This window comes from Kaistia granuli DSM 23481, assembly GCF_000380505.1.
GTDB lineage: Bacteria > Pseudomonadota > Alphaproteobacteria > Rhizobiales > Kaistiaceae > Kaistia > Kaistia granuli.
On record NZ_AQYH01000007.1, the window covers coordinates 300,654 to 319,716 of the forward strand.

The 19,063-nt window shown below is 66.4% G+C and carries 16 protein-coding genes; 9 read left to right on the forward strand and 7 right to left on the reverse strand.

The window, feature by feature from the left end; translation table 11 throughout:
* Nucleotides 1–38 precede the first annotated feature (38 nt).
* Both G342_RS0111295 and G342_RS0111300 read right to left on the reverse strand, forming a co-directional pair.
* Nucleotides 39–710, reverse strand: coding sequence for an alpha/beta hydrolase (locus G342_RS0111295; RefSeq protein ID WP_018183252.1), 672 nt, complete (start codon nucleotides 708–710; stop codon nucleotides 39–41).
* Between the two features lie 18 nt (nucleotides 711–728).
* Nucleotides 729–1,679, reverse strand: coding sequence for a ring-cleaving dioxygenase (locus G342_RS0111300; protein WP_018183253.1), 951 nt, complete (start codon nucleotides 1,677–1,679; stop codon nucleotides 729–731).
* Nucleotides 1,680–2,084: 405 nt separating this feature from the next.
* On the opposite strand from G342_RS0111300, the gene G342_RS0111305 reads away from it, so the two are divergent.
* The 5 genes from G342_RS0111305 to G342_RS23910 all read left to right on the forward strand — a co-directional run bounded on the left by G342_RS0111305 (nucleotide 2,085) and on the right by G342_RS23910 (nucleotide 8,285).
* The gene (locus tag G342_RS0111305; RefSeq protein WP_018183254.1) at nucleotides 2,085–3,212 is read left to right on the forward strand and encodes a sugar ABC transporter substrate-binding protein; all 1,128 of its coding nucleotides are present in this window, start codon (nucleotides 2,085–2,087) and stop codon (nucleotides 3,210–3,212) included.
* A gap of 73 nt (nucleotides 3,213–3,285) precedes the next feature.
* Nucleotides 3,286–4,812 (forward strand): sugar ABC transporter ATP-binding protein, encoded by a 1,527-nt coding sequence (locus tag G342_RS0111310; RefSeq protein WP_018183255.1) that lies wholly within the window; start codon nucleotides 3,286–3,288, stop codon nucleotides 4,810–4,812.
* Between the two features lie 11 nt (nucleotides 4,813–4,823).
* Complete coding sequence (locus tag G342_RS0111315) at nucleotides 4,824–5,804, forward strand: ABC transporter permease (protein ID WP_018183256.1); 981 nt, start codon at nucleotides 4,824–4,826, stop codon at nucleotides 5,802–5,804.
* Nucleotides 5,801–6,793 (forward strand): ABC transporter permease, encoded by a 993-nt coding sequence (locus G342_RS0111320; RefSeq protein ID WP_018183257.1) that lies wholly within the window; start codon nucleotides 5,801–5,803, stop codon nucleotides 6,791–6,793. Before G342_RS0111315 ends, G342_RS0111320 begins: the two co-directional genes overlap by 4 nt.
* An 85-nt stretch (nucleotides 6,794–6,878) precedes the next feature.
* Nucleotides 6,879–8,285: a glycoside hydrolase family 1 protein gene (locus G342_RS23910; RefSeq protein ID WP_018183258.1), complete on the forward strand. Its 1,407-nt coding sequence runs from the start codon at nucleotides 6,879–6,881 to the stop codon at nucleotides 8,283–8,285.
* A 30-nt stretch (nucleotides 8,286–8,315) separates the two neighbouring features.
* Here G342_RS23910 and guaD read toward each other — a convergent pair whose 3' ends face one another.
* Nucleotides 8,316–9,659: a guanine deaminase gene (gene guaD / locus G342_RS0111330; RefSeq protein WP_018183259.1), complete on the reverse strand. Its 1,344-nt coding sequence runs from the start codon at nucleotides 9,657–9,659 to the stop codon at nucleotides 8,316–8,318.
* A 333-nt stretch (nucleotides 9,660–9,992) separates the two neighbouring features.
* On the opposite strand from guaD, the gene G342_RS0111335 reads away from it, so the two are divergent.
* Nucleotides 9,993–11,873 carry an ABC transporter ATP-binding protein gene (locus tag G342_RS0111335; protein ID WP_245557261.1) on the forward strand — a complete coding sequence of 627 codons (1,881 nt, stop codon included), beginning with the start codon at nucleotides 9,993–9,995 and terminating at the stop codon, nucleotides 11,871–11,873.
* A gap of 139 nt (nucleotides 11,874–12,012) precedes the next feature.
* On the opposite strand, the gene G342_RS0111340 is transcribed toward G342_RS0111335, so the two are convergent.
* Nucleotides 12,013–13,191, reverse strand: coding sequence for a fumarylacetoacetate hydrolase family protein (locus tag G342_RS0111340; RefSeq protein ID WP_018183261.1), 1,179 nt, complete (start codon nucleotides 13,189–13,191; stop codon nucleotides 12,013–12,015).
* A gap of 158 nt (nucleotides 13,192–13,349) precedes the next feature.
* On the opposite strand from G342_RS0111340, the gene hpxZ reads away from it, so the two are divergent.
* Nucleotides 13,350–13,745, forward strand: coding sequence for an oxalurate catabolism protein HpxZ (gene hpxZ, locus G342_RS0111345; RefSeq protein WP_018183262.1), 396 nt, complete (start codon nucleotides 13,350–13,352; stop codon nucleotides 13,743–13,745).
* Nucleotides 13,746–13,752: 7 nt separating this feature from the next.
* Here hpxZ and mtgA read toward each other — a convergent pair whose 3' ends face one another.
* Together mtgA and G342_RS0111355 are read right to left on the reverse strand one after the other, a co-directional pair.
* The gene (gene mtgA / locus G342_RS0111350) at nucleotides 13,753–14,454 is read right to left on the reverse strand and encodes a monofunctional biosynthetic peptidoglycan transglycosylase (RefSeq protein WP_018183263.1); all 702 of its coding nucleotides are present in this window, start codon (nucleotides 14,452–14,454) and stop codon (nucleotides 13,753–13,755) included.
* A complete protein-coding gene (locus G342_RS0111355; RefSeq protein WP_018183264.1) occupies nucleotides 14,451–15,383 on the reverse strand; it encodes a hydrogen peroxide-inducible genes activator in 933 nt (310 codons plus the stop codon). Before G342_RS0111355 ends, mtgA begins: the two co-directional genes overlap by 4 nt.
* Before the next feature lie 183 nt (nucleotides 15,384–15,566).
* Here G342_RS0111355 and G342_RS0111360 point away from each other — a divergent pair, with 183 nt between their 5' ends.
* Together G342_RS0111360 and ahpD are read left to right on the forward strand one after the other, a co-directional pair.
* On the forward strand, nucleotides 15,567–16,118 hold the full coding sequence (locus G342_RS0111360) for a peroxiredoxin (RefSeq protein WP_018183265.1): 552 nt from the start codon (nucleotides 15,567–15,569) through the stop codon (nucleotides 16,116–16,118).
* A 146-nt stretch (nucleotides 16,119–16,264) separates the two neighbouring features.
* The gene (gene ahpD, locus G342_RS0111365; RefSeq protein ID WP_018183266.1) at nucleotides 16,265–16,801 is read left to right on the forward strand and encodes an alkylhydroperoxidase, AhpD family; all 537 of its coding nucleotides are present in this window, start codon (nucleotides 16,265–16,267) and stop codon (nucleotides 16,799–16,801) included.
* 94 nt (nucleotides 16,802–16,895) lie between these two features.
* Here ahpD and G342_RS25275 read toward each other — a convergent pair whose 3' ends face one another.
* Nucleotides 16,896–18,905 carry an acyltransferase family protein gene (locus G342_RS25275; RefSeq protein WP_018183267.1) on the reverse strand — a complete coding sequence of 670 codons (2,010 nt, stop codon included), beginning with the start codon at nucleotides 18,903–18,905 and terminating at the stop codon, nucleotides 16,896–16,898.
* Between the last annotated feature and the right edge of the window lie 158 nt (nucleotides 18,906–19,063).

Genomic DNA, 19,063 nt, shown 5'->3' on the forward strand with positions numbered 1-19,063 from the left:
CCCGACCAGCGGTCGGGACAGGTTGTTGTTGCCACTCTCTAGACGGCTGCCTTGTTGCCGAGCGCGGCGAGCATCGCGGTCGTCAGCTCGACCTCGTCGGCGTTCACGCCATGCGCGGAGCCCTGGTAGATTCGCTTGGTCACCGTCGCGCCGGCCTTGGCGAAACGGGCCGCCGTTTCCTCGACGCGGGCGAGCGGGATGTGGCCGTCGCGCTCGGCGCAGCCGAGCAGGACCGGCGTTCCGGCGAGATCGCCGGATCCGTCCCACATCTCGTTCTCCGCGCCGATCAGGCCGCCGCTCAGCCCGACGGCGCCGCCATAGAGCCCCGGCTTGCGGGCCACGGCCTCCAGCGCCAGGCAGGCGCCTTGCGAGAAGCCGAGCAGCACGATCCGCTCGCGCGGAATGCCGGCCCCGATGATGTCGTCGACGAGGCTATGGACGATGCCGAGCGCCGAGCCGAGCCAGGGCTCGTTCAGCGCCCGCGGTTCCATGAAGCGCTGTGGATACCAGACCGAGCCCGCCGCCTGCGGCGCGAAATAGGCGATATCGTCCTGGCCGAGATGATCGGACAGCCCGATGATGTCGTCGGCGGAGGCTCCCCGGCCATGCAGCGTGATGACGGCGCCGCGCGCGCCGGCAATCGGCGCGCCGGCGGTCAGGATCCGCTGGCCGGAGTGGGGGCCGGAGCCTCCCGTCCTGTCGATGGTCATATCGTTCGTTCCCTGCCGTCAGAGCGGCTTCAGATTGTCTTCGATCGACTGGCGCCGGCCTTCGAGGAAGGGCGGCAGCGACAGATTCTCGCCGAGAGACTCCATCGGCTCGTCGGCGGTGAAGCCGGGGATGTCCGTGGCGATCTCGAACAGGATGCCGTTCGGCTCGCGGAAATAGAGCGAGCGGAAATAGTAGCGCTCGACCTCGCCGCTGGAGCCGATGCGGAAGTCGCGCACCCGCTCGGCCCAGAGCCGCAGGCTGTCATAGTCGGGCGTGCGGAAGGCAACGTGGTGGACGCCGCCCGCGCCCTCGCGCGCCGTCGGCGCGTCCGGTTCGACGACGACATGCAGTTCCGTCTCCGGTCCGCCGGTGCCCATCTGGTAGACGTGCACCCGGTTCGACGAGATCGCGCTCTGCGGATAGTCGCGCACCTTCTTCATGTGCATGACGCGGGTCAGCACCATCTCGGTCGGCGCCAGATCGCGCACGCTGATCGTGATCGGGCCGAGGCCGTGGATCTGATGCTCGGCCGGCACGGTGCTCCGCTCCCAGGGATGGGTCGCCGCGACCGATCCGTTGTCGACCAGCGACAGGCGCTGACCTTCCGGATCCTCGAACACCAGGCCCTGGCGGCCGCCGACATCCGCGACGTCGCCGGTGGTGACGCCCTGGGCGCGCAGGTGATCGCGCCACCAGCCGAGGCTGCCGCCGTCGACACGGAAGCCGGTGCGGACGATGGAATGGGTTCCGCGCCGGGCCGGGCCGACCGGCCAGTCGAAGAAGGTGATGTCGGAGCCCGGCGTCGCCGCGCCGTCGCCATAGAAGAGATGGTAGGCGCTGGTATCGTCCTGGTTGACCGTCTTCTTCACCAGACGAAGGCCGAGGACCTTGGTGTAGAAGGCGAGATTGCCCGGCGCGTCCGCCGTGATCGCGGTGAGATGGTGGAAGCCACCGAGCTGCAGATCCATGATGTTCTCTCCATTGAGTGCGTTGGTCTGAAAATGGCTTTCTGCGACCGGAACTCAACCGTCCCGCCAGAATAAGGCTGTCTCCGGAGAATGGACAATCGCCGCCATTCGACGGTTGAGCTTCCCTTGAAGAATCCGTAGTAAGATTGCGATACTTCCGTAAGGGTATTCCCTGCGTGCGGGCTTCCTGTGAAGAAGTTCTGGACGCGATTGCAGTCGCGACGCATTTTGCGTGCGTGACGTTGCGTGAGGCGGTAAGATACTCAAATATCTCAGATATGGAGAGTGTGGCCCTGGCGCGAGAACCGGCTTGCTCGAGGGTGGAAGGAGACGGCGGCGTTCGCGCGAAGGGAGGCGCGGGGTCGGCGAACCGGTCCAATCAAGAATATCTAGGGAGGCTACAACATGGTGAAGCTCATCCGGCAGCTCCTGGCGACGACGATCGCCATCGGCGCCCTCGCCACCGCGGCGCATGCCGCTGGTCCCGAAATCGTGGCGGGACCGAGCAACGACCCCAACTGCTTCAAGCCGTGGACGGCGGACACGAAATTCTTCAAGTTCCCGAAGAAGGAAGGTCCGTACCGGATCGCGCTGGCCAACGGGTTCATCGGCAATACCTGGCGCATCCAGATGATCCAGACGGCGAAGGCCTATGCCGAGCAGCCGGACGTCAAGGCGAAGCTCAAGGAATTCAAGGTCGTCTCGACCGGTGACGACGTCGCCGCGCAGATCGCCGCCGTCGATAACTTCATCAATTCGGGCTACGACGCGATCGTCGTCAACGCCCAGAACCCGACCTCCTTCAAGCCGGTGATCAAGCGCGCCAAGGCGGCCGGCGTCGTGCTCGTCGCCTTTGACAATACGCTCGACACCGACGAGGCGATCAACGTCAACGTCAGCCAGAAGGGCCTCGGCGAGCTCTGGGGCCAGTGGATGGTCGACCACTTGCCCGAGGGCGGCAAGCTGCTCGAGGTGCGCGGCGTGACCGGCACCTCGGTTGACCGCGATCGTCATGAAGGCATCCAGGAAGTGCTCGCCAAGTCCGGCAAGAAGTTCGAGACCGTCGAGGTCATCGGCCGCTGGGACGACGGCACGGCGCAGAAGGTGACGGCCGATGCGGTCGCCGTGCACAAGAAGTTTGACGGCGTCACCGTCCAGGGCGGTTCGACCGGCACGGTTCGGGCGCTGATGGATGCCGGTCATCCGTTCGTTCCCGTCGGCGGCGAGACCGAGAACGGCTTCCGCAAGCTCTGCGCCGAGCATACGGGCGACGGCCTGAAATGCGTTTCGGCCGGATCCGGCCCGGCCCAGGTCGCGGTCGCCATCAAGACGGCGATCGAGGCGCTCGAAGGCAATGTCGTCCCGCAGTCGATCGAGCTGCCGCTCGCCATCGACAAGGACCCGGACTTCAAGGACGGCGTGAATTTCTACGCCAAGGAATCCGACAACTTCTTCGTCGGCAACGCCTTCCCCAGCTGCGGGATCAACTTCACCGCCCAGGAGATCATGGGCCAGAGCAAAGAGAACCAGTAGCGCCTGTCTTTCCGGCTGGCGGGCCTTATGACCCGCCAGCCGGATTCTGTCTCTCCTTGCGTGGATCGCCGCCTTGCCAGACCGGAAGCCCTATCTCGAACTGAAGCGCATATCGAAGCGCTATGGCGGTGTCGCCGCGCTGACCGAGGTCGATTTTTCCGCCTATGCCGGAGAAATCCATGCCGTGCTGGGCGAGAACGGCGCCGGCAAGTCGACGCTGATCAAGATTGCCTCCGGCGTCACCGATCCGACCGAGGGCGAGGTCCTCATCGAGGGCCGGCCGGTCCGCTTCCGCAATCCGACCGAGGCGATGCGAGCCGGCGTCGTCTGCGTGTTCCAGGAATTGTCGCTGCTGCCGGAAATGACGGTCGCCGACAATCTCTCCATCGTCGACCCTCCGAAATGGGGCGGCATGATCGACGCCGGCGCCCAGCGCGACCGGGCGCGCGCGCTGCTGAAGCGCGTCGGCTGCGAGGACGTGCATCCGCTCGAACTGGTGCGCGACCTGCCGTTGTCGCGCCGCCAGATGGTCGAGATCGCCAAGGCGCTCGGCCGCGATCCGCGCATCCTGATCCTCGACGAGGCGACGTCGGCGCTGACGGCCGACGATGTCGAACGCGTCTACGCCATCATCCGCGAGCTGAAGGCCTCCGGGGTCGGCATTCTCTATGTTTCGCACCGTATGCGCGAGATCGAGGCCTTGGCCGATACGGCGACCGTCTTCCGCAACGGCCGCAAGATCGAGACTTTCAGGAAGGGCGATCGCTCGGTCAAAGCCATCATCGAGATGATGATCGGCCGCGAGGTCACGCATCAATATCCGCCGAAACCGGAGCCGAAACCCGACGCGCCGGTAGCCCTGGCCGCGGCGAACCTCAACTGGGGGCGCGAGATCCAGGACGTCTCGTTCGCGGTCCGTAAAGGCGAGATCGTCGGGCTCGGCGGCCTGGACGGGCAGGGGCAGCGCGAATTGCTGCTCGGCCTGTTCGGCGTCCTGCGGGGTGTCTCGGGCTCGCTCACCGTCGATGGCCATCCGGTTCCGCTGAAGGGGCCGCGCCAGGCGATGCAGGCGCCGCTGCCGATGGCGCTGATCCCCGAGGATCGCAAGACCGAGGGCCTGATGCTGCCGATGAGCGTGCGGGACAACATGACCCTCGCCGCCCTGCCGCGCCTGCTCGGCCGCTTCGGCATCGACGCCGACAAGGAGGCCGCCGCCGTCAACGTCATGGTCGACCGGCTGCGGGTCAAGACGCCCGACCTTGACGCACCGGTCTCCGCGCTTTCCGGCGGCAACCAGCAGAAGGTCGTGCTGGCGAAATGGCTGATGACGGAACCCGGCATCATCCTGCTGAACGACCCGACGCGCGGCATCGATGTCGGCACCAAGCAGGAGATCTACCGCCTGATGCGGGAACTGGCGAACCAGGGGGCCTCGATCCTGTTCTATTCGACCGATTATGCCGAGTTGATCGGCTGCTGCGACCGCGTGCTTGTCATCTATGACGGCCGCATCCGCCGCGAATTGACGGGCGAGGCGCTGACCGAGCGAAATCTGCTCGAGAGCGCGCTTAACATCGACGCTTCGGAGCAGGCGGCATGAGCCACGGAGCGATGAGCAATGCGCGCTATTGGCTCGCCCACAATGCCGGCGTGCTGACCGCCGTCGCGTTGTTCGCGGTGATGTTCACCCTTTATGTCTCCAACCACAGCGCCGGGCTGACGCCGGCCGTCGCCACCACGGCGGCGAACAAGGCGGTGCTGCTCGCCCTCGTCGCCATGGCGCAGACCTTGCCGGTGCTGACGCGCGGCCTCGATCTCTCGGTCGGCATGGTGTTCGTGCTGGCGAACTGCATCGCCTCGACCATCGTCGTCGGTTCGGTCGGGACCGGCCTTCTCGGCGTCGCCGCCGTGCTCGGGATCGGCGCGCTGGCCGGCTTCATCAATGGCGCCATCGTCGTCTGGGGCCGCCTGCAGCCAATCATCACGACGCTGGCGACCGGCGCCGTCTATTACGGCATCTCCCTGTTCATCCGGCCGAGCCCGGGCGGCGACGTGCAGTCCGATATCGCCGATTTGCTGACCGGCCAGTTGTTCGGCGTCGTGCCGGCCGCGCTGGTCGTGCTCTTCTTCATCGTGCTGGTGGTGTGGATCCCCTATCGCCGGTCGATCCTCGGGCGGGCCGCCTATGCCGTCGGCTCGAACGAGCAGGCCGCCTACATGTCCGGCGTGCCGGTACAGCGGGCGAAGCTGCTGGCCTATACGCTGGCCGGCCTGCTGGCGTCGGCCGGCGGCCTGATGCTGACCTTCAACACCTATTCCGGCGAAGCATCGGCGCCGATCGCCGGCGCCTATACGCTGAATTCGATCGCCGCCGTCGTCATCGGCGGCACCTCGCTGTTCGGCGGCTGGGGCTCGGCCATCGGCTCGATCTTCGGCGCCTTCGTGCTTCGGACCATCGAGGACCTCCTGTTCGTCTTCGATCTGCCGCCGCTCTGGCAGCCGCTGTTCCAGGGTGTCGTGCTGCTGTTCGCCGTCAGCCTCGGCGCCTTCCGCATCCTGCGCGTTCGCAATCGTCTGGAGCTTTTCACGTGACCGGGGTCGACACGGGGGCCGCGCGCGGCCCGAGCCTGGCCGGCCGTTTCGGCATCGATCGGTCGGTGGCGATCGCCTTCGGCTGCATCCTGCTGATCCTGGCGGGCGGCGCGCTCTATTCGCCCGCTTTCCTGTCGCCGGAATATCTGCTGCAGCAACTGCAGGTCGGCGCATTCCTGGGCATCATCGCCTCTGGCGCGATGATGGTGATCCTGCTCGGCCACATCGACCTGTCGATCCCCTGGGTGGTGACGCTGGGCGCGATGATGGCGACCGCCATGGTCGGCTGGGGCGGGGCGGCCGGTGTCTGGCTCTGCATCCCGTTCGGCGTGTTCTGCGGTGCCGTCGTCGGCACGCTGAACGGTCTCGGCGTCGCCTATCTGCGCCTGCCGTCGATGATCTTCACGCTGGGCATGAACGCCGTCGCCCAGGGTCTGATGGTGCTGCATACGGGCGGATTCGCGCCGCTCGACCAGGCGACGAAGGCGATGCATTTCATCGCCGTGCAACGCAGCCTGTTCGGCATTCCGAATGCGCTGTTCGTCTGGGCCATCGTCGGCCTGTTCGTCATCTACGTGCTTCGGCGCACCGCCTTCGGCCGGGCGGTCTATGCGGTGGGAAACCGAGAATCCGCCGCCTACCTCTCCGGCGTCAACACCAATCGCGTGCTGATCGGCTGCTTCGCCTTCTCCGGCGCCATGGCCGCCTTCGCCGGCGTGCTGCTCGCCGGCTATTCCAACAAGGCCTACCAGAACATGGGCGATTCCTACCTGCTGCCGGCGATCGCGGCGGTGGTGCTGGGCGGAACCAACATCCTCGGCGGGCGCGGCAATTATCTCGGCACCATCGCCGGCGTCATCCTGATCACGCTGCTGCAATCGATTCTCTCGGTGATGCAGATGCCGGAGGCGGGACGCCAGGTGATTTATGGCTGCGTCATCATCGTCATGCTGCTGATCTATGGGCGCGGAGCCAAGGCACGGAGCTGATCTCGTGCGCGCCTGAAAGAAGCCAAGTTCGGAGCGTCGTATCCGAGGCGCCGTCGGGCAGGCGGCGTGGAAGGGAGCGCCGTATATGGTGTCGACGAAGTTTCTCTGGGGCGCGGCGAGCGCCGCCTATCAGGTAGAGGGCGCCTGGCAGGCCGACGGCAAGGGCCTGTCGAACTGGGACATCTACACCAACGTCTACCGCGCCACGGAGCCGGTCACCGAGAAGCACGAGACGGGCAACGTCGCGATCAACGCCTATGATCGGACCCAGTATCTCGAAGACATCGCCCTGATGCAGAAGCTCGGCATCAATTGCTATCGCTTCTCCCTCTCCTGGGCGCGTCTGCTGCCGGACGGTGTCGGCAAGATCAACGAGGCAGGCGTCGCCCATTACCAGCAATTCGTCGTCGATCTGCTCGAGGCCGGCATCGAGCCGGTGGTGACGCTGTATCACTGGGACCTGCCGCGGGCGCTCGACGATCGCGGCGGCTGGTCGAACCCGGAATCGGTCAGCTGGTTCCGCCAGTACGCGAACCTCGTGCGCGAGGTGCTCGGCGCCAAGGTGACGAAATTCATCACCTTCAACGAGCCCTTCATCAATCTCTTCCTGATCGAGCCGATGGTCGAGAACATCAAGACGGGCGTTGGCGATCCCGCCGCCATCACCGATGCGCAATATGGACGCCAGGCCGTCGCCCTGCATCACTGGCTGCTGGCGAATGCCGAGACGATTGGCGATTTCCGCGCCGCCGGCTATCGCGGCGAGATCGGCGTCGCGCTGCCGCTGATGCCGACAATCCCCGAAAATCCCGGCAAATCCGACGACATCCTGTCGGCGGGGCTCGGCGACGCCGTCATCAATCGCTGGTGCCTCGATGCCCTGTTCAAGGGTCGCTATCCGATCGAGGTGATGAACTCGTTCCAGGCGCTCAATCCGGATTTCGTCGTCTCGGACGCCGATCTCGCCACGCTGGCGGCGAACCGGCCGGACTTTCTCGGCGTCAATTTCTACGCGCCGGCCTATGTCCGCCACGATCCGCTGAAGCCGCTCGGCATCAACTGGATGGAGACGAATCCCGATCCGGCGCCCGCCGCCTTCAACGGCCCGGTCCGGCCCGACTATCTGCGCCGCCTGCTCGAGCGCATTCGCGACGAATACGACAATCCGCCGATCTACATCACCGAAAACGGCGCCGGCTTCGGGCCGATCGACGAGGTGCTGGACGGCGACACGGTCAACGATCCCCGCCGCGCCAACTATATCCGCCGTCATATCGAGGCGGCGCTGAAGGCCAAGGCGAATGGCGTCGACCTGCGCGGCTACATGGTTTGGAGCCTGTTCGACAATTTCGAATGGCTGCAGGGCTATGGCCGCCGCTTCGGTATCGTCCATGTCGATTTCGACACCCAGAAGCGCACGCCGAAACGCAGCTTCGAGGCCTATCGCGAGATCATCGCCAAGGGCATCGACTATCACGGCGACGGGACCTGAACGGACGGGGCCGCCAAGCGCAGTCCGGCATTACCGGGCCGCGGCCGGATAGACGAACGGCTCGGCCCGGTCGCGTTCATAGACCGGCTCGCCGGCGATATAGGTCGTCCGGATCGCCCGGTCGTCGCCGAGCGTCATCAGCACGAACAGCGTCTCGGCGAGGTCACGCGCATGCGCGAGACGGAATTCGAGCAGTGGCGTCGCCTTCAGGTCGAGCACGACGAGATCGGCCTCGAAGCCGGGAGCGATCTGGCCAAGACGGTCGTCGAGCCGCAGCGCTTCGGCGCCGCCGCGTGTCGCCAGGTAGAAGCCCTGCTCGGGGGTCAGGGCGTTGCCGCCGAGTTTCGCCACCTTGTAGGCCTCGTTCAGCGACTGCAGCTGCGAGAAGCTGGTGCCGGCGCCGATATCGGTGCCGAGGCCGACCCGCACGGGCCGGTCCGCCCGCCTGGCGTCGAACAGGCGGAACAGGCCGCTGCCGAGGAAGAGGTTCGAGGTGGGGCAATGCGCCAGCGCCGAGCCGGTGTGGTGGCAGCAGGCGAAGTCGTCTTCGCTCATGTGCACGGCATGGCCGAAGATGGCGCGCGGGCCGGTCAGCCCGGCATGGTCGTAGACGTCGAGATAGCTGGAGCGATCCGGGAAGAGCTCGCGCACCCAGGCGATCTCGCCGGGGTTCTCGCAGAGATGCGTCTGCACATAGGTGCCGGGATGTTCGCGCCAGAGGCGGCCGGCGGCCTCGAGCTGCGCCTCCGTCGATGAGGGCGCGAAGCGCGGCGTGATGCAATAGAGCTGCCGGCCCCTGCCGTGCCATCGCTCGATCAGGGCCTTCGACTGGGCGTAGCCGGTTCCGGCCGTGTCGAGCAGGCCTTCCGGCGCATTGCGGTCCATCAGCACCTTGCCGGCGATCATCCTTGTGTTGAAGCGCTCGGACTCCTCGAACAGCGCGTCGACGGAATGCGGATGCACAGTGCAGTAGACGGCCGCCGTCGTCGTGCCGGCGCGCAGCAGCTCCCGCAGGAAGCGGCCCGCCACGTCGCGCGCATGGTCCTCATCGGCGAAATCCTGCTCGGCGACGAAGGTGTAGCGATCCAGCCATTCCAGCAGTTCCGCGCCGAAGGCGCCGATCATCTGCATCTGCGGAAAATGCACATGCGCGTCGATGAAACCCGGGCAGATCAGGGCGTCGGCATGATGCGTCAGCGGCACGCCGGCCGGCAGCCGGGCCAGGCCCTCGGCCGCGTCCTCGACGCTGGCGATGCGGCCGTCCTCGATCCGGATCAGCGCATCCGGCCAATAGTGCAGGGCTTCGCCGGCCGGCAACCGGAACGGGTCGCCGCGAAACGTCAGGGCGGGACCGCGGATCGCCCGCTGCGTCATGGTGGCTTCCTTTTCCGGGAGGGGCGGAATCCGCCCCGAATACCTGCACTGGACACGAACGACCACGATCTCCCGGCCAGCCGGGAAATGCCAGTGGGGAAGATGCGCGAGTTTGAAATAGGATGCAGGCGAGGCGGTTCGCCCCTCGCCGGCCGCGCCGCGAAAGGCTCCGTCGCCGCTCTTCGCCGATTTCGAGGGCGCCGCGGGGGCACGGGCTCGAATCGGCCGCAGGGCGATTTGTGGACAGCGATGGCCGCAGCCGATAAAAGGCGCTGTCAGTAACCAGACGGAGCAGAGGTCGGTGTGCGTCTCAGGACGCCGGACCAAGCGCACATGACAAAGCCCCAGGCTCAATTGCATCCCAAGACGCCGATGCCTCCCGAGGAGGCAAAGCTCAATCTGCGTCGATGGGGCGATTTCTACCGCGCAATCGTCAACAATGACGAGGGAACGATCGGCGTGGTGGCGCGGATCCTGCGGGCCAACTTCCGCGATCACCGCAAGGGCTATCTGATCTCTTTCGGCTTCCTGTTCCTTGTCGCTGCGATGACCTCGCTCTCGGCCTGGATCATGCGCGACGTCGTCAACCAGATATTCGTCGCCCAGAATGTCCAGATGCTCTGGGTGCTGTCCTTCGGCGTGATGGCGATCTTCATCGTCAAGGGCTTTGCCACCTATGGCCAGGTGGTCATCCAGAGCCGCATCGGCAATCGCATTGTCGCGGAGAACCAGAAGCGGTTCTACGATCGCTGCCTGAATTTCGGCCTCGATTTCTACAATGATCGCGCCTCAAGCGAACTGATCATGTCGATTTCGCGCGGTTCGAATGCCATCCGCTCGATCCTCGACACCATCGTGCTCAGCCTCGGCCGCGATCTCGTCACGCTGATCGGCCTGATCTTCGTCATGGTCTACCAGGCGCCGCTGATGTCGATCATCGCGCTGCTGGTGGCGCCGATCGCGATCGTTTTCGTCACGCGTCTGGTGAAGCGCATCCGCAACATCTCCAAGTCGGAATTCGCCTCCAGCACGCAGATCGTCTCGATCATCCAGGAGACCGTGCACGGCGCCAAGATGGTCAAGGCCTTCGGGCTTGCCGATCACATGCGCGGCCGGATGACGGAGGCCGTATCGGCGGTCGAGCAGCGCGCCAACAAGGTGTCGCAACTGCAGGCCCGCACCAGCCCGCTGATGGAAACGCTTGGCGGCATCTCGATCGGTCTCGTCATCCTCTATGCCGGCTGGAGCACGATCTCCGCCGGCAAGACGCCGGGCGAGTTCATGTCGTTCATCACCGCGCTGCTGCTCGCCTACGAGCCGGCGAAGCGGCTGGCCCGCATGAATGTCGGCATCGCCGAAAGCCTGATCTCGGTGCGGGCGCTGTTCAACATTCTCGACCATCCGCAGAGCGCGACGGAATCGGATGATCATCCGCCGCTGCGACTGACGCGTGGCAAGATCGAGCTCGAGGATGTGAGTTTCGGCTACCGCAAGACCGATCCGGTGCTGCGGGATGTCAATCTGTCCGTCGACCACGGGCAGCGCCTGGCGCTGGTCGGGCCTTCGGGCGGCGGAAAATCGACCATCCTGTCGCTGATCCAGCGCTTCTACGATGTGCAGACGGGCGCGGTGAAGATCGACGGACAGGATATCCGCACCGTTTCAGTCGGCTCGCTGCGCCACCAGATCGCCTTTGTCAGCCAGGACGTCTTCCTGTTCTCGGGCACCGTCGCCGACAACATCCGCATTGGCCGGCTGGGCGCGACCGATGCCGAGGTCGAGCAGGCGGCGCGTGATGCCTTCGCCTATGACTTCATCATGGGACTGCCGAAGGGCTTTCAGAGCCATGTCGGCGAGAACGGCGTGCAGCTTTCCGGCGGCCAGCGCCAGCGTATCGCCATCGCGCGCGCCATCCTGAAGAATGCGCCGATCCTGCTGCTCGACGAGGCCACATCGGCGCTCGATTCCGAATCCGAGCACATGATCCAGATCGCGCTCGACAAGCTGGTGGAGGGGCGCACGACGATCGTTATCGCCCACCGCCTGGCGACCATCCTGAACGCTGACAAGATCGCGGTGATCGAGCGCGGGCATGTCGTCGAGGTCGGAACGCATCCCGAGCTCGTGCGGCTCGGCGGCGTCTATGAGAAGCTCTACCGCTACCAGTTCGACGAGGGTGTTTCCGAAAAGGAAGCCGCCCAGGTGGCGCTCTGAGGCCACGCGGCGGCCGGTTCGTCCGGCTGGCCTCGATCGTGTCCCGTTCGGGAGGCCCGCGCCATCGCGGCGCCCATCCCTGAAGGCTTCGGCCCTCCCTGCGCGGGAGGGCCGTTTTCGTTTGCGACGCGCGCCGGGCTCAGAGCAGGCCGCGGCCGGCGAGGTTGCGCATCAGCGCCGCCGTGCCGAAGGTCCAGGGCTCGGCGTCGGGGCAGAGCACGACCCGGTTCGACAGCTTGCCGAGCTTCGGCGCGCTGATCGTGACGATGTCGCCGACCTTGTGGGTGAAGCCCTGGCCGGGGCCGTCGCGGTCCTGCACCGGCGCGAACATCGTGCCGAGATAGAGCACGAAGCCGTCCGGATACTGGTGGTTCTTGCCGACCGTCTGCTTGACCAGGTCTTCCGGGTCGCGGCTGATCTTCGACATGGCGCTGGAGCCGTCGAGGCGGAAGCCGTCGGTCTCGCCGTCAACCGTCAGCCGGACCTCGGTCTGCCGCACGTCGTCGAGCGAGAAGCCGCCGTCGAACAGGCGGATCATCGGGCCGACCGAGGCGCTGGCGTTGTTGTCCTTGGCCTTAGAGAGCAGCAGAGCCGAGCGGCCTTCGACGTCGCGCAGGTTGACGTCATTGCCGAGCGTGGCGCCGATGATCTTGCCGGCCGAGGAGACGACCAGCACAACTTCCGGCTCGGGATTGTTCCAGGTCGAGATCGGATGGATGCCGATCTCGGCGAGGTGGCCGACCGCTGACATCGGCTGGGCCTTCGAGAAGATCTCGGCGTCGGGGCCGATGCCGACCTCGAGATATTGCGACCACATGCCCTTCTCGATCAGCAGCTTCTTGAGCGCCATGGCCTGCTCGGAGCCGGGGCGCAGCGCCGCCAAATCGTCGCCGATGGTGGTGGTGATCTCGGAGCGGATCGCATTGGCGCGCTCGGGCAGGCCGCGGGCCTGCTCCTCGATGACGCGCTCGAGCATCGAGACGACGAAGGTGACGCCGGCCGCCTTGACGGCCTGCAGGTCGATCGGCGCGATCAGATAGGGCTTGGACGGGTCGCGGTTGGCGAGCGGCGTGTTGGCCAGAATTTCCTCGAAGCTGCCGACCAGCTCACCGTCCGCCGTCGTGGCGACGCGGGCCGGATCCTGCTCCTCGCAGAGATCGCGCATGGTGACGACGGAGGCGGTGATGTCGATCAGCTGGCCGTCGCGCAGGACGACGACCGACGGGCCGTCGACGTCGGGACGGAAAACGCGGCCGACGAGCGTCGCGGCCTCCGCGTCCTCGGGCAGCGCAAAGCGGGCGGCAGTGTCGAGCGGCATAGGGACGGTCTCCGGATTTTCGGCGTGGGGCCGACAGTTGAAAAACGGCGCCCCCGTTATAGCCTGCGATGCGCGATAGGCCAGATGTCTGTCGCTTTTCGTGTGGGTGCCGTCGCGACCCCGCGCGTTGCGATCGTCGCCGCGACCGAAAGATGCCGATGCAGATCGATATTCCGGAGATCAAGGCGGAGCTGGAGGCGGCCTTCGCCCGCTACGAGCGGGCGCTGGTCGGCAATGACGTCGAGACGCTCGATGCGCTCTTCCTCGACGCGCCGACGACGATCCGCTACGGCGCCGGCGAGAATCTCTATGGCTATGCCGAGATCCAGGCGTTCCGCGCCGGCCGCTCGCCGGCCGGCCTGGCGCGTGCGCTGGAGCGCACGGTGATCACGACCTATGGCCGCGACTTCGGCACCGCCTCGACCTTGTTCCGGCGCGACGGCGCTCCCGGCCGCGTCGGCCGCCAGATGCAGAGCTGGGTCCGTACGCCTGCCGGCTGGCGCATCGTCGCCGCCCATGTCAGCGTCATTGCCGATCCGGATCCGGGTCGTTGAGCGTCGCTCAGATGCAGCCGACGTAGTCGCGCGCCGCGCGGGCCCTGGCCTGGATGTTGCGGGCGCGGTTCTGCAGATAGCGCGTCGGCTTGGCCGGATTGCGGGTGATCGGATTGGGCAGGGCGGCCGTCAGCAGGGCGGCCTCGCGCGCCGTCAGTTTCGACGCCGGCTTCTTGAAATAGTACTGCGCCGCCGCCTCCGCCCCGAACAGGCCTGGGCCCCATTCGGCGATGTTCAGGTAGATTTCCATGACGCGACGCTTCGACAGGATGAAGTCGGCGTAGTAGGCGAGGGGAATTTCCAGCGCCTTGCGGACATAGGATCGCGATTGCCAGAGGAAGAGGTTCTTGACTGTCTGCATGGCGATCGTGCTGGCGCCGCGCGACGGACCGCCCTCGCGGTCGAGCACCTCGTTGAGGGCGCCCCAGTCAACGCCGGAATGGCTGCAGAACTGGCCGTCCTCCGACATCACCACTGAATTGACCAGCGCCGGGGCGATCTGGTCGATCGGCACCCAGCGCCGATCCATGCCCTGGCCGGTGATGCCCGACCAGAGCATCAGCGTCGAGACGGGCGGCACGAAGGCGTAGATCGGCGTCAGCACCAGCGGCAGGGCGATGACGACCAGTGCGACACGCAGCGCGACGCCGACGAGGCCCCGACTATTGGCGAAGGGGCGAGACAGGGCTGCCGGCAATCTGAGGCTCATGCGGCATCCAGTGCAGGTCGGTGCGGAACCGGCTCGACGGCGAGTTTGCGGAGGAAGGCGGTCAGAAGCCGGAAATCCGCCTCGCGGCTTGATCCCTTGCGCCAGACCAGGCCGAGCGAACGGCGCGCGGGAAGTCCGGCCAGTTCCAGGAGCTGGATGTCGGTGCCCGACAGGATGCCCGCCTCGACCGCGATGCGCGGCAGGAAGGTGATGCCGAGCTGGTTGTCTACCATCTGGACCAGCGTCGACAGGCTGGAGGCCCGGATCTCCTCGTTCTGCCGGTCGGCCAGGGCAGGCGCGACGGCGCGGATGTGATCGCGCAGGCAGTGGCCGTCTTCCAGCAGGAGCAGCGTCTCGTTGGCCAGTTCTTCGCGGCGAACCTGGCGGCGGCCGGCGAGCGGATGATGTTCGTCGACCGCGAGCAGCAGCGTGTCCTCGGCGATGATCTCGCTCGCAAGGCCGTCGGTCTGGACCGGGAAGGCGATGAGGCAGATATCGAGCCGGCCGGCGCGCAGGTCGTCCAGCAGCGTCCGCGTCAGATCCTCGCGCAGATGCAGCCGGAGGTCCGGATAGGCCCGGCGCAGGTCGGGCAGGGCGCGCGGCAGGAAATAGGGCGCGATCGACGGGATGACGCCGAGGCGGATGCGACCGGAGAGTGGCGCCTGGCTGGCGCGGGCGGCGTCGACCATCTCGCGAGCATCGACCAGAAGCGTCTTCATCCGCCGAACGGTCTCCTCGCCCGCCGAGGTCAGCGACAATCCCCGGTTGGAACGGTCGATCAGGCTGACGCCGATGATCTCTTCCAATTGGCGGATGGCATCGGAAAGGGTCGACTGGGTGACATGCGACGCTGCCGCCGCGCGGCTGAACGAGCCGGTCTCGGCGAGGGCCACGAAATACTGCATCTGGCGGAGCGTCGGGAGCAACATGGTCCTGCTATAGCGGCCGTACGGCGGAACGACAATCGAGTTTTCCGATGGCACGCTTCGGTTATTACGATTTGACCGAAGCACCGGCGCATGGGATCTCTTCGCACCTGCAGCAGCGAATCTAACTTCTTGGATGCGCTGCGATATCTTGCAACCCGATCCAGTTCTGGACAGGAGATTAGAATGCTCGGCATTGGCGACAAGCTGCCTGAATTCTCGGTTACCGGCGTCAAGCCCGGCTTCAACCAGCACGAGGAAAACGGCGAGAGCGCCTTCGAGACGATCACGGCGGCGAGCTTCCCCGGCAAGTGGAAGGTCATCTTCTTCTACCCGAAGGATTTCACCTTCGTCTGCCCGACCGAGATCGCCGAATTCGCTCGCCTCGCCGGCGATTTCGAGGACCGCGACGCAGTTGTCCTCGGCGGCTCGACCGACAACGAGTTCGTCAAGCTGGCCTGGCGCCGCGATCACAAGGACCTGGACCGGCTGCCGATCTGGAACTTCGCCGATACCAATGGCTCGCTGGTCGATGGCCTCGGCGTGCGTTCGCCGGACGGCGTCGCCTATCGCGTCACCTACATCGTCGATCCGGAAGGCACGATCCAGCACAGCTACGCGACCAACCTGAACGTCGGCCGTAACCCGAAGGATACGCTGCGCGTCCTCGACGCCCTGCAGACCGACGAGCTCTGCCCGTGCAACCGCGAAGTCGGCGGCGCCACGCTGGCGGCCTGATTGGAATAGCCGGACGGGCGGTCGTGCCAAGGCATGGCTGCCCGCCCGGAACCCTGCGACGAGCTTCGTCCGATCCGTGTTTCAAGCGCCCTCGCGATCCGCCCGTCGACCGGACGGGACCGCCGGCGCGATGCCAAAGGTTTCCCATGTCGATCGATCAGCTGAAGTCCCGGATCCCGGATTTCGCCAAGGACGTCCGCCTCAACCTGTCGACGCTCGCCTCCGACGAGACGCTGCCGCCGCAGCAGAAATACGGCCTGATCGTCGCCTGCGCGATCGCCAGCCGCAATCCGGTGGTCAAGTCGGCGCTCGAGGCCGAGGCCGCGCAGCATCTGTCGCCGGCAGCGCTCGCCGCCGCCAAGTCGGCCGCGTCGATCATGGCGATGAACAACGTCTATTACCGCTTCAGCCATCTGGTCGCGAATACCGAATACCGCACCATGCCGGCAAAGCTGCGCATGAACGTCATCGGCAATCCCGGCGTCGACAAGCTGGACTTCGAGCTCTGGTCGCTCGCCGTGTCCGCCATCAATGGCTGCGGCATGTGCATGGACAGCCATGAGGCGATCCTGCGCAAGGCGAATGTGTCGTCCGAAGTGATCCAGACCGCGGTGCGCTTCGCCGCGATCATCCAGTCGGTCGCCGTCGCGCTCGAAGCGGCGGAAGCTGTCGAAGCCGCCTGACCATCGATCGGCCCGCCGTCGCGAATGGCGGGCCCGACACACCGCTCGCGGGCCTTATCCCGGGCGGAAGCGCTATCCGCCGTCCGGTAGCGCGCTATGGCCTCAGAATGGCCGCGTCGATGAAGTCGAGGCGGCCATCGCGAATAGCGCGCGCCGTCAGATGGTTGGTGTCGCGATAGTCCGGCCGCACGCCGTCGCGTGACACCGGACAACCGGTCGCCGCGTCGCACATCGCCTCGAGCGGATCGACCAGCCGGGCCCCGGACGAGGCGGCGAGCGCCTCGAGATAGCCGCGCGCCTCCGCCGCCGCCTGGCGCGTCGCCTCGAGCCCGATTGGCGCCAGCGCGTCCGGCTCGCCCCCCAGGAAGGCCCGCTTCACCGAATTGCGCGGAATGTCGATCGCCGCATAGGGGATCGGCATCACCACCGTCACGGCAATGCCCTTGTCGCGCAGGCCACGAATCCGCTCCGCCAGCCGCTCGAAGGTCGCCTGGATTTCGCGCCGGTAGTCGGCCGCGTCGTGCTCGAACCGGCAGGCGCCGTCATGATCGAAGCAGAGCAGGTGGTTGTTGGCGCCATGCCGCCGATAGGGATCGAGATAAATCGGCCAGTATGCCGCCAGCACCACTTCCTGATAGTCGCCACTCTCGGCGCGCGCCCAGGCCGCATCGAAGAAGGTATGGCAGCGCGCGCCCGGCATGACCTGATCGACATCGGGAAGCGGCGGACAGCCGCCATAGGTCAGGAAGGTGAAGGCGTGGCCCGGCCGGCCTTCCTTGAAATGCGTATAGAACAGCTCGGCGTGCGAATCGCCGATGAACAGGATGTTGGTGGCGGCCGGCTCGCCGATCACGCAGGGACGGAGCGCGCCCTTGAAGCTGTAGCCGCCGCATTCCGGCGGATAGGCGCCGTCGGCCATCGCCTCCTCGGCGGCGATCATGCGGGCGGCCAGCGTGTCGCGCGGCGAGATCGGGCCGCTGGCGGCGACGAAGGAAGCCGTCGTCGTGCCGGCCAGCACGACCAGGCCGCCCAGCATGATCGCGCGCGGCCGATGCACCCGGGCGTCGCGCGCCGGCTTCTGGCGGAACGGTGTCTCGATGAACCGATAGGAGAGCCCGGCGAGAACCAGCGTCGCCGCCATGCCGGCGAGCGCGACCAGCGTGCCGCCGAAGCCGTAATAGGCCAGGCCGACGACGATCGGCCAGTGCCAGAGATAGATCGAATAGGACCAGAGCCCGAGCGCCCGCAGCACCTGGCTGTCGAGGCCGGGCGCGGTTTCCTGGCGGGCGACCAGGACCAGCACGGCGCCGGCGACCGGCAGCAGCGTGGCGAAGGACGGCCAGGCGACGAGGTCGTCGAGGCCGACAAAGGCGATGGCGATCAAAGCGAGGCCGGCAAGCGCCAGGCCGGCCGAAAGGCGCGGTCCCGGCCGACGCTCGCCGAGATGCAGGTAGACCAGGCCGCCGGCCAGCATTTCCCATGCGCGCGTCGGCAGCAGATAGAAGGCGAAGACGGGGCGCGTCGGCGCCAGCCACACCGCGAGGGCGAAGGACAGGATCATGCCGGTCCAGAACGCCGCGATCAGCCAGTTGCGGCCGGGCAGCAGGTAGCGCAGCGCCAGCATGACGAGCGGCAGGACCAGATAGAACTGCCATTCGACCGACAGCGACCAGGTATGCAGCAGCCATTTCTCCTTGGCGGCCAGGTCGAAATAGCCGGCCTCGCCCCAATAGGCGAAGTTCGACACGAACAGCATCGACGCGGCGATGCCGGATGCGATCTCGCGGCGCGTCAGCGGGTCGATCAGGAATTGCGAGAACAGCAGCAGGACGAGGCAGAGGGCGCCGAGCGCCGGCACGATCCGCCGCGCCCGCGCCGCATAGAAGCCGAGCAGCGAGAAGCGGCCGCGATCGAGCCCGTCAGCGATGATCCGCGTCATCAGATAGCCGGAGACGACGAAGAACAGGTCGACACCCGCGAAACCGCCCGTCACCGGGCCGATCCGGAAGTGGAAGAGCACGACTCCGACGACGGCGATCGCCCGCAACAGATTGATGTCGAGGCGGAAAGCGTTTGGCGAGGGCGAAGCGGAGGAAGTCGTCATGCGGCGCTTTGGTCGATAGGAGTTGCCCAGCAATAGGCGGCCCGGCCGCCGGGAGCAATCGCGCTCTTGGTGCGGCGCCTCCGCAGAAGGGATAGTGACGCACCCCAGAACGGCGGGACGGCTTGACGGCGGCCCGCCGGAAGCGGCAAGGCTTGCCG

What these genes read in the sequence shown, in the direction of transcription:
- G342_RS0111340 (WP_018183261.1), bottom strand. Translation starts at nt 13,191, where the DNA reads ATGCCGCTCGACACTGCCGCCCGCTTTGCGCTGCCCGAGGACGCGGAG.
- G342_RS23910 (WP_018183258.1), top strand. Translation starts at nt 6,879, where the DNA reads ATGGTGTCGACGAAGTTTCTCTGGGGCGCGGCGAGCGCCGCCTATCAG.
- hpxZ (WP_018183262.1), top strand. Translation starts at nt 13,350, where the DNA reads ATGCAGATCGATATTCCGGAGATCAAGGCGGAGCTGGAGGCGGCCTTC.
- guaD (WP_018183259.1), bottom strand. Translation starts at nt 9,659, where the DNA reads ATGACGCAGCGGGCGATCCGCGGTCCCGCCCTGACGTTTCGCGGCGAC.
- G342_RS0111315 (WP_018183256.1), top strand. Translation starts at nt 4,824, where the DNA reads ATGAGCAATGCGCGCTATTGGCTCGCCCACAATGCCGGCGTGCTGACC.
- ahpD (WP_018183266.1), top strand. Translation starts at nt 16,265, where the DNA reads ATGTCGATCGATCAGCTGAAGTCCCGGATCCCGGATTTCGCCAAGGAC.
- mtgA (WP_018183263.1), bottom strand. Translation starts at nt 14,454, where the DNA reads ATGAGCCTCAGATTGCCGGCAGCCCTGTCTCGCCCCTTCGCCAATAGT.
- G342_RS0111355 (WP_018183264.1), bottom strand. Translation starts at nt 15,383, where the DNA reads ATGTTGCTCCCGACGCTCCGCCAGATGCAGTATTTCGTGGCCCTCGCC.
- G342_RS0111360 (WP_018183265.1), top strand. Translation starts at nt 15,567, where the DNA reads ATGCTCGGCATTGGCGACAAGCTGCCTGAATTCTCGGTTACCGGCGTC.
- G342_RS0111335 (WP_245557261.1), top strand. Translation starts at nt 9,993, where the DNA reads ATGACAAAGCCCCAGGCTCAATTGCATCCCAAGACGCCGATGCCTCCC.
- G342_RS0111295 (WP_018183252.1), bottom strand. Translation starts at nt 710, where the DNA reads ATGACCATCGACAGGACGGGAGGCTCCGGCCCCCACTCCGGCCAGCGG.
- G342_RS25275 (WP_018183267.1), bottom strand. Translation starts at nt 18,905, where the DNA reads ATGACGACTTCCTCCGCTTCGCCCTCGCCAAACGCTTTCCGCCTCGAC.
- G342_RS0111300 (WP_018183253.1), bottom strand. Translation starts at nt 1,679, where the DNA reads ATGGATCTGCAGCTCGGTGGCTTCCACCATCTCACCGCGATCACGGCG.
- G342_RS0111305 (WP_018183254.1), top strand. Translation starts at nt 2,085, where the DNA reads ATGGTGAAGCTCATCCGGCAGCTCCTGGCGACGACGATCGCCATCGGC.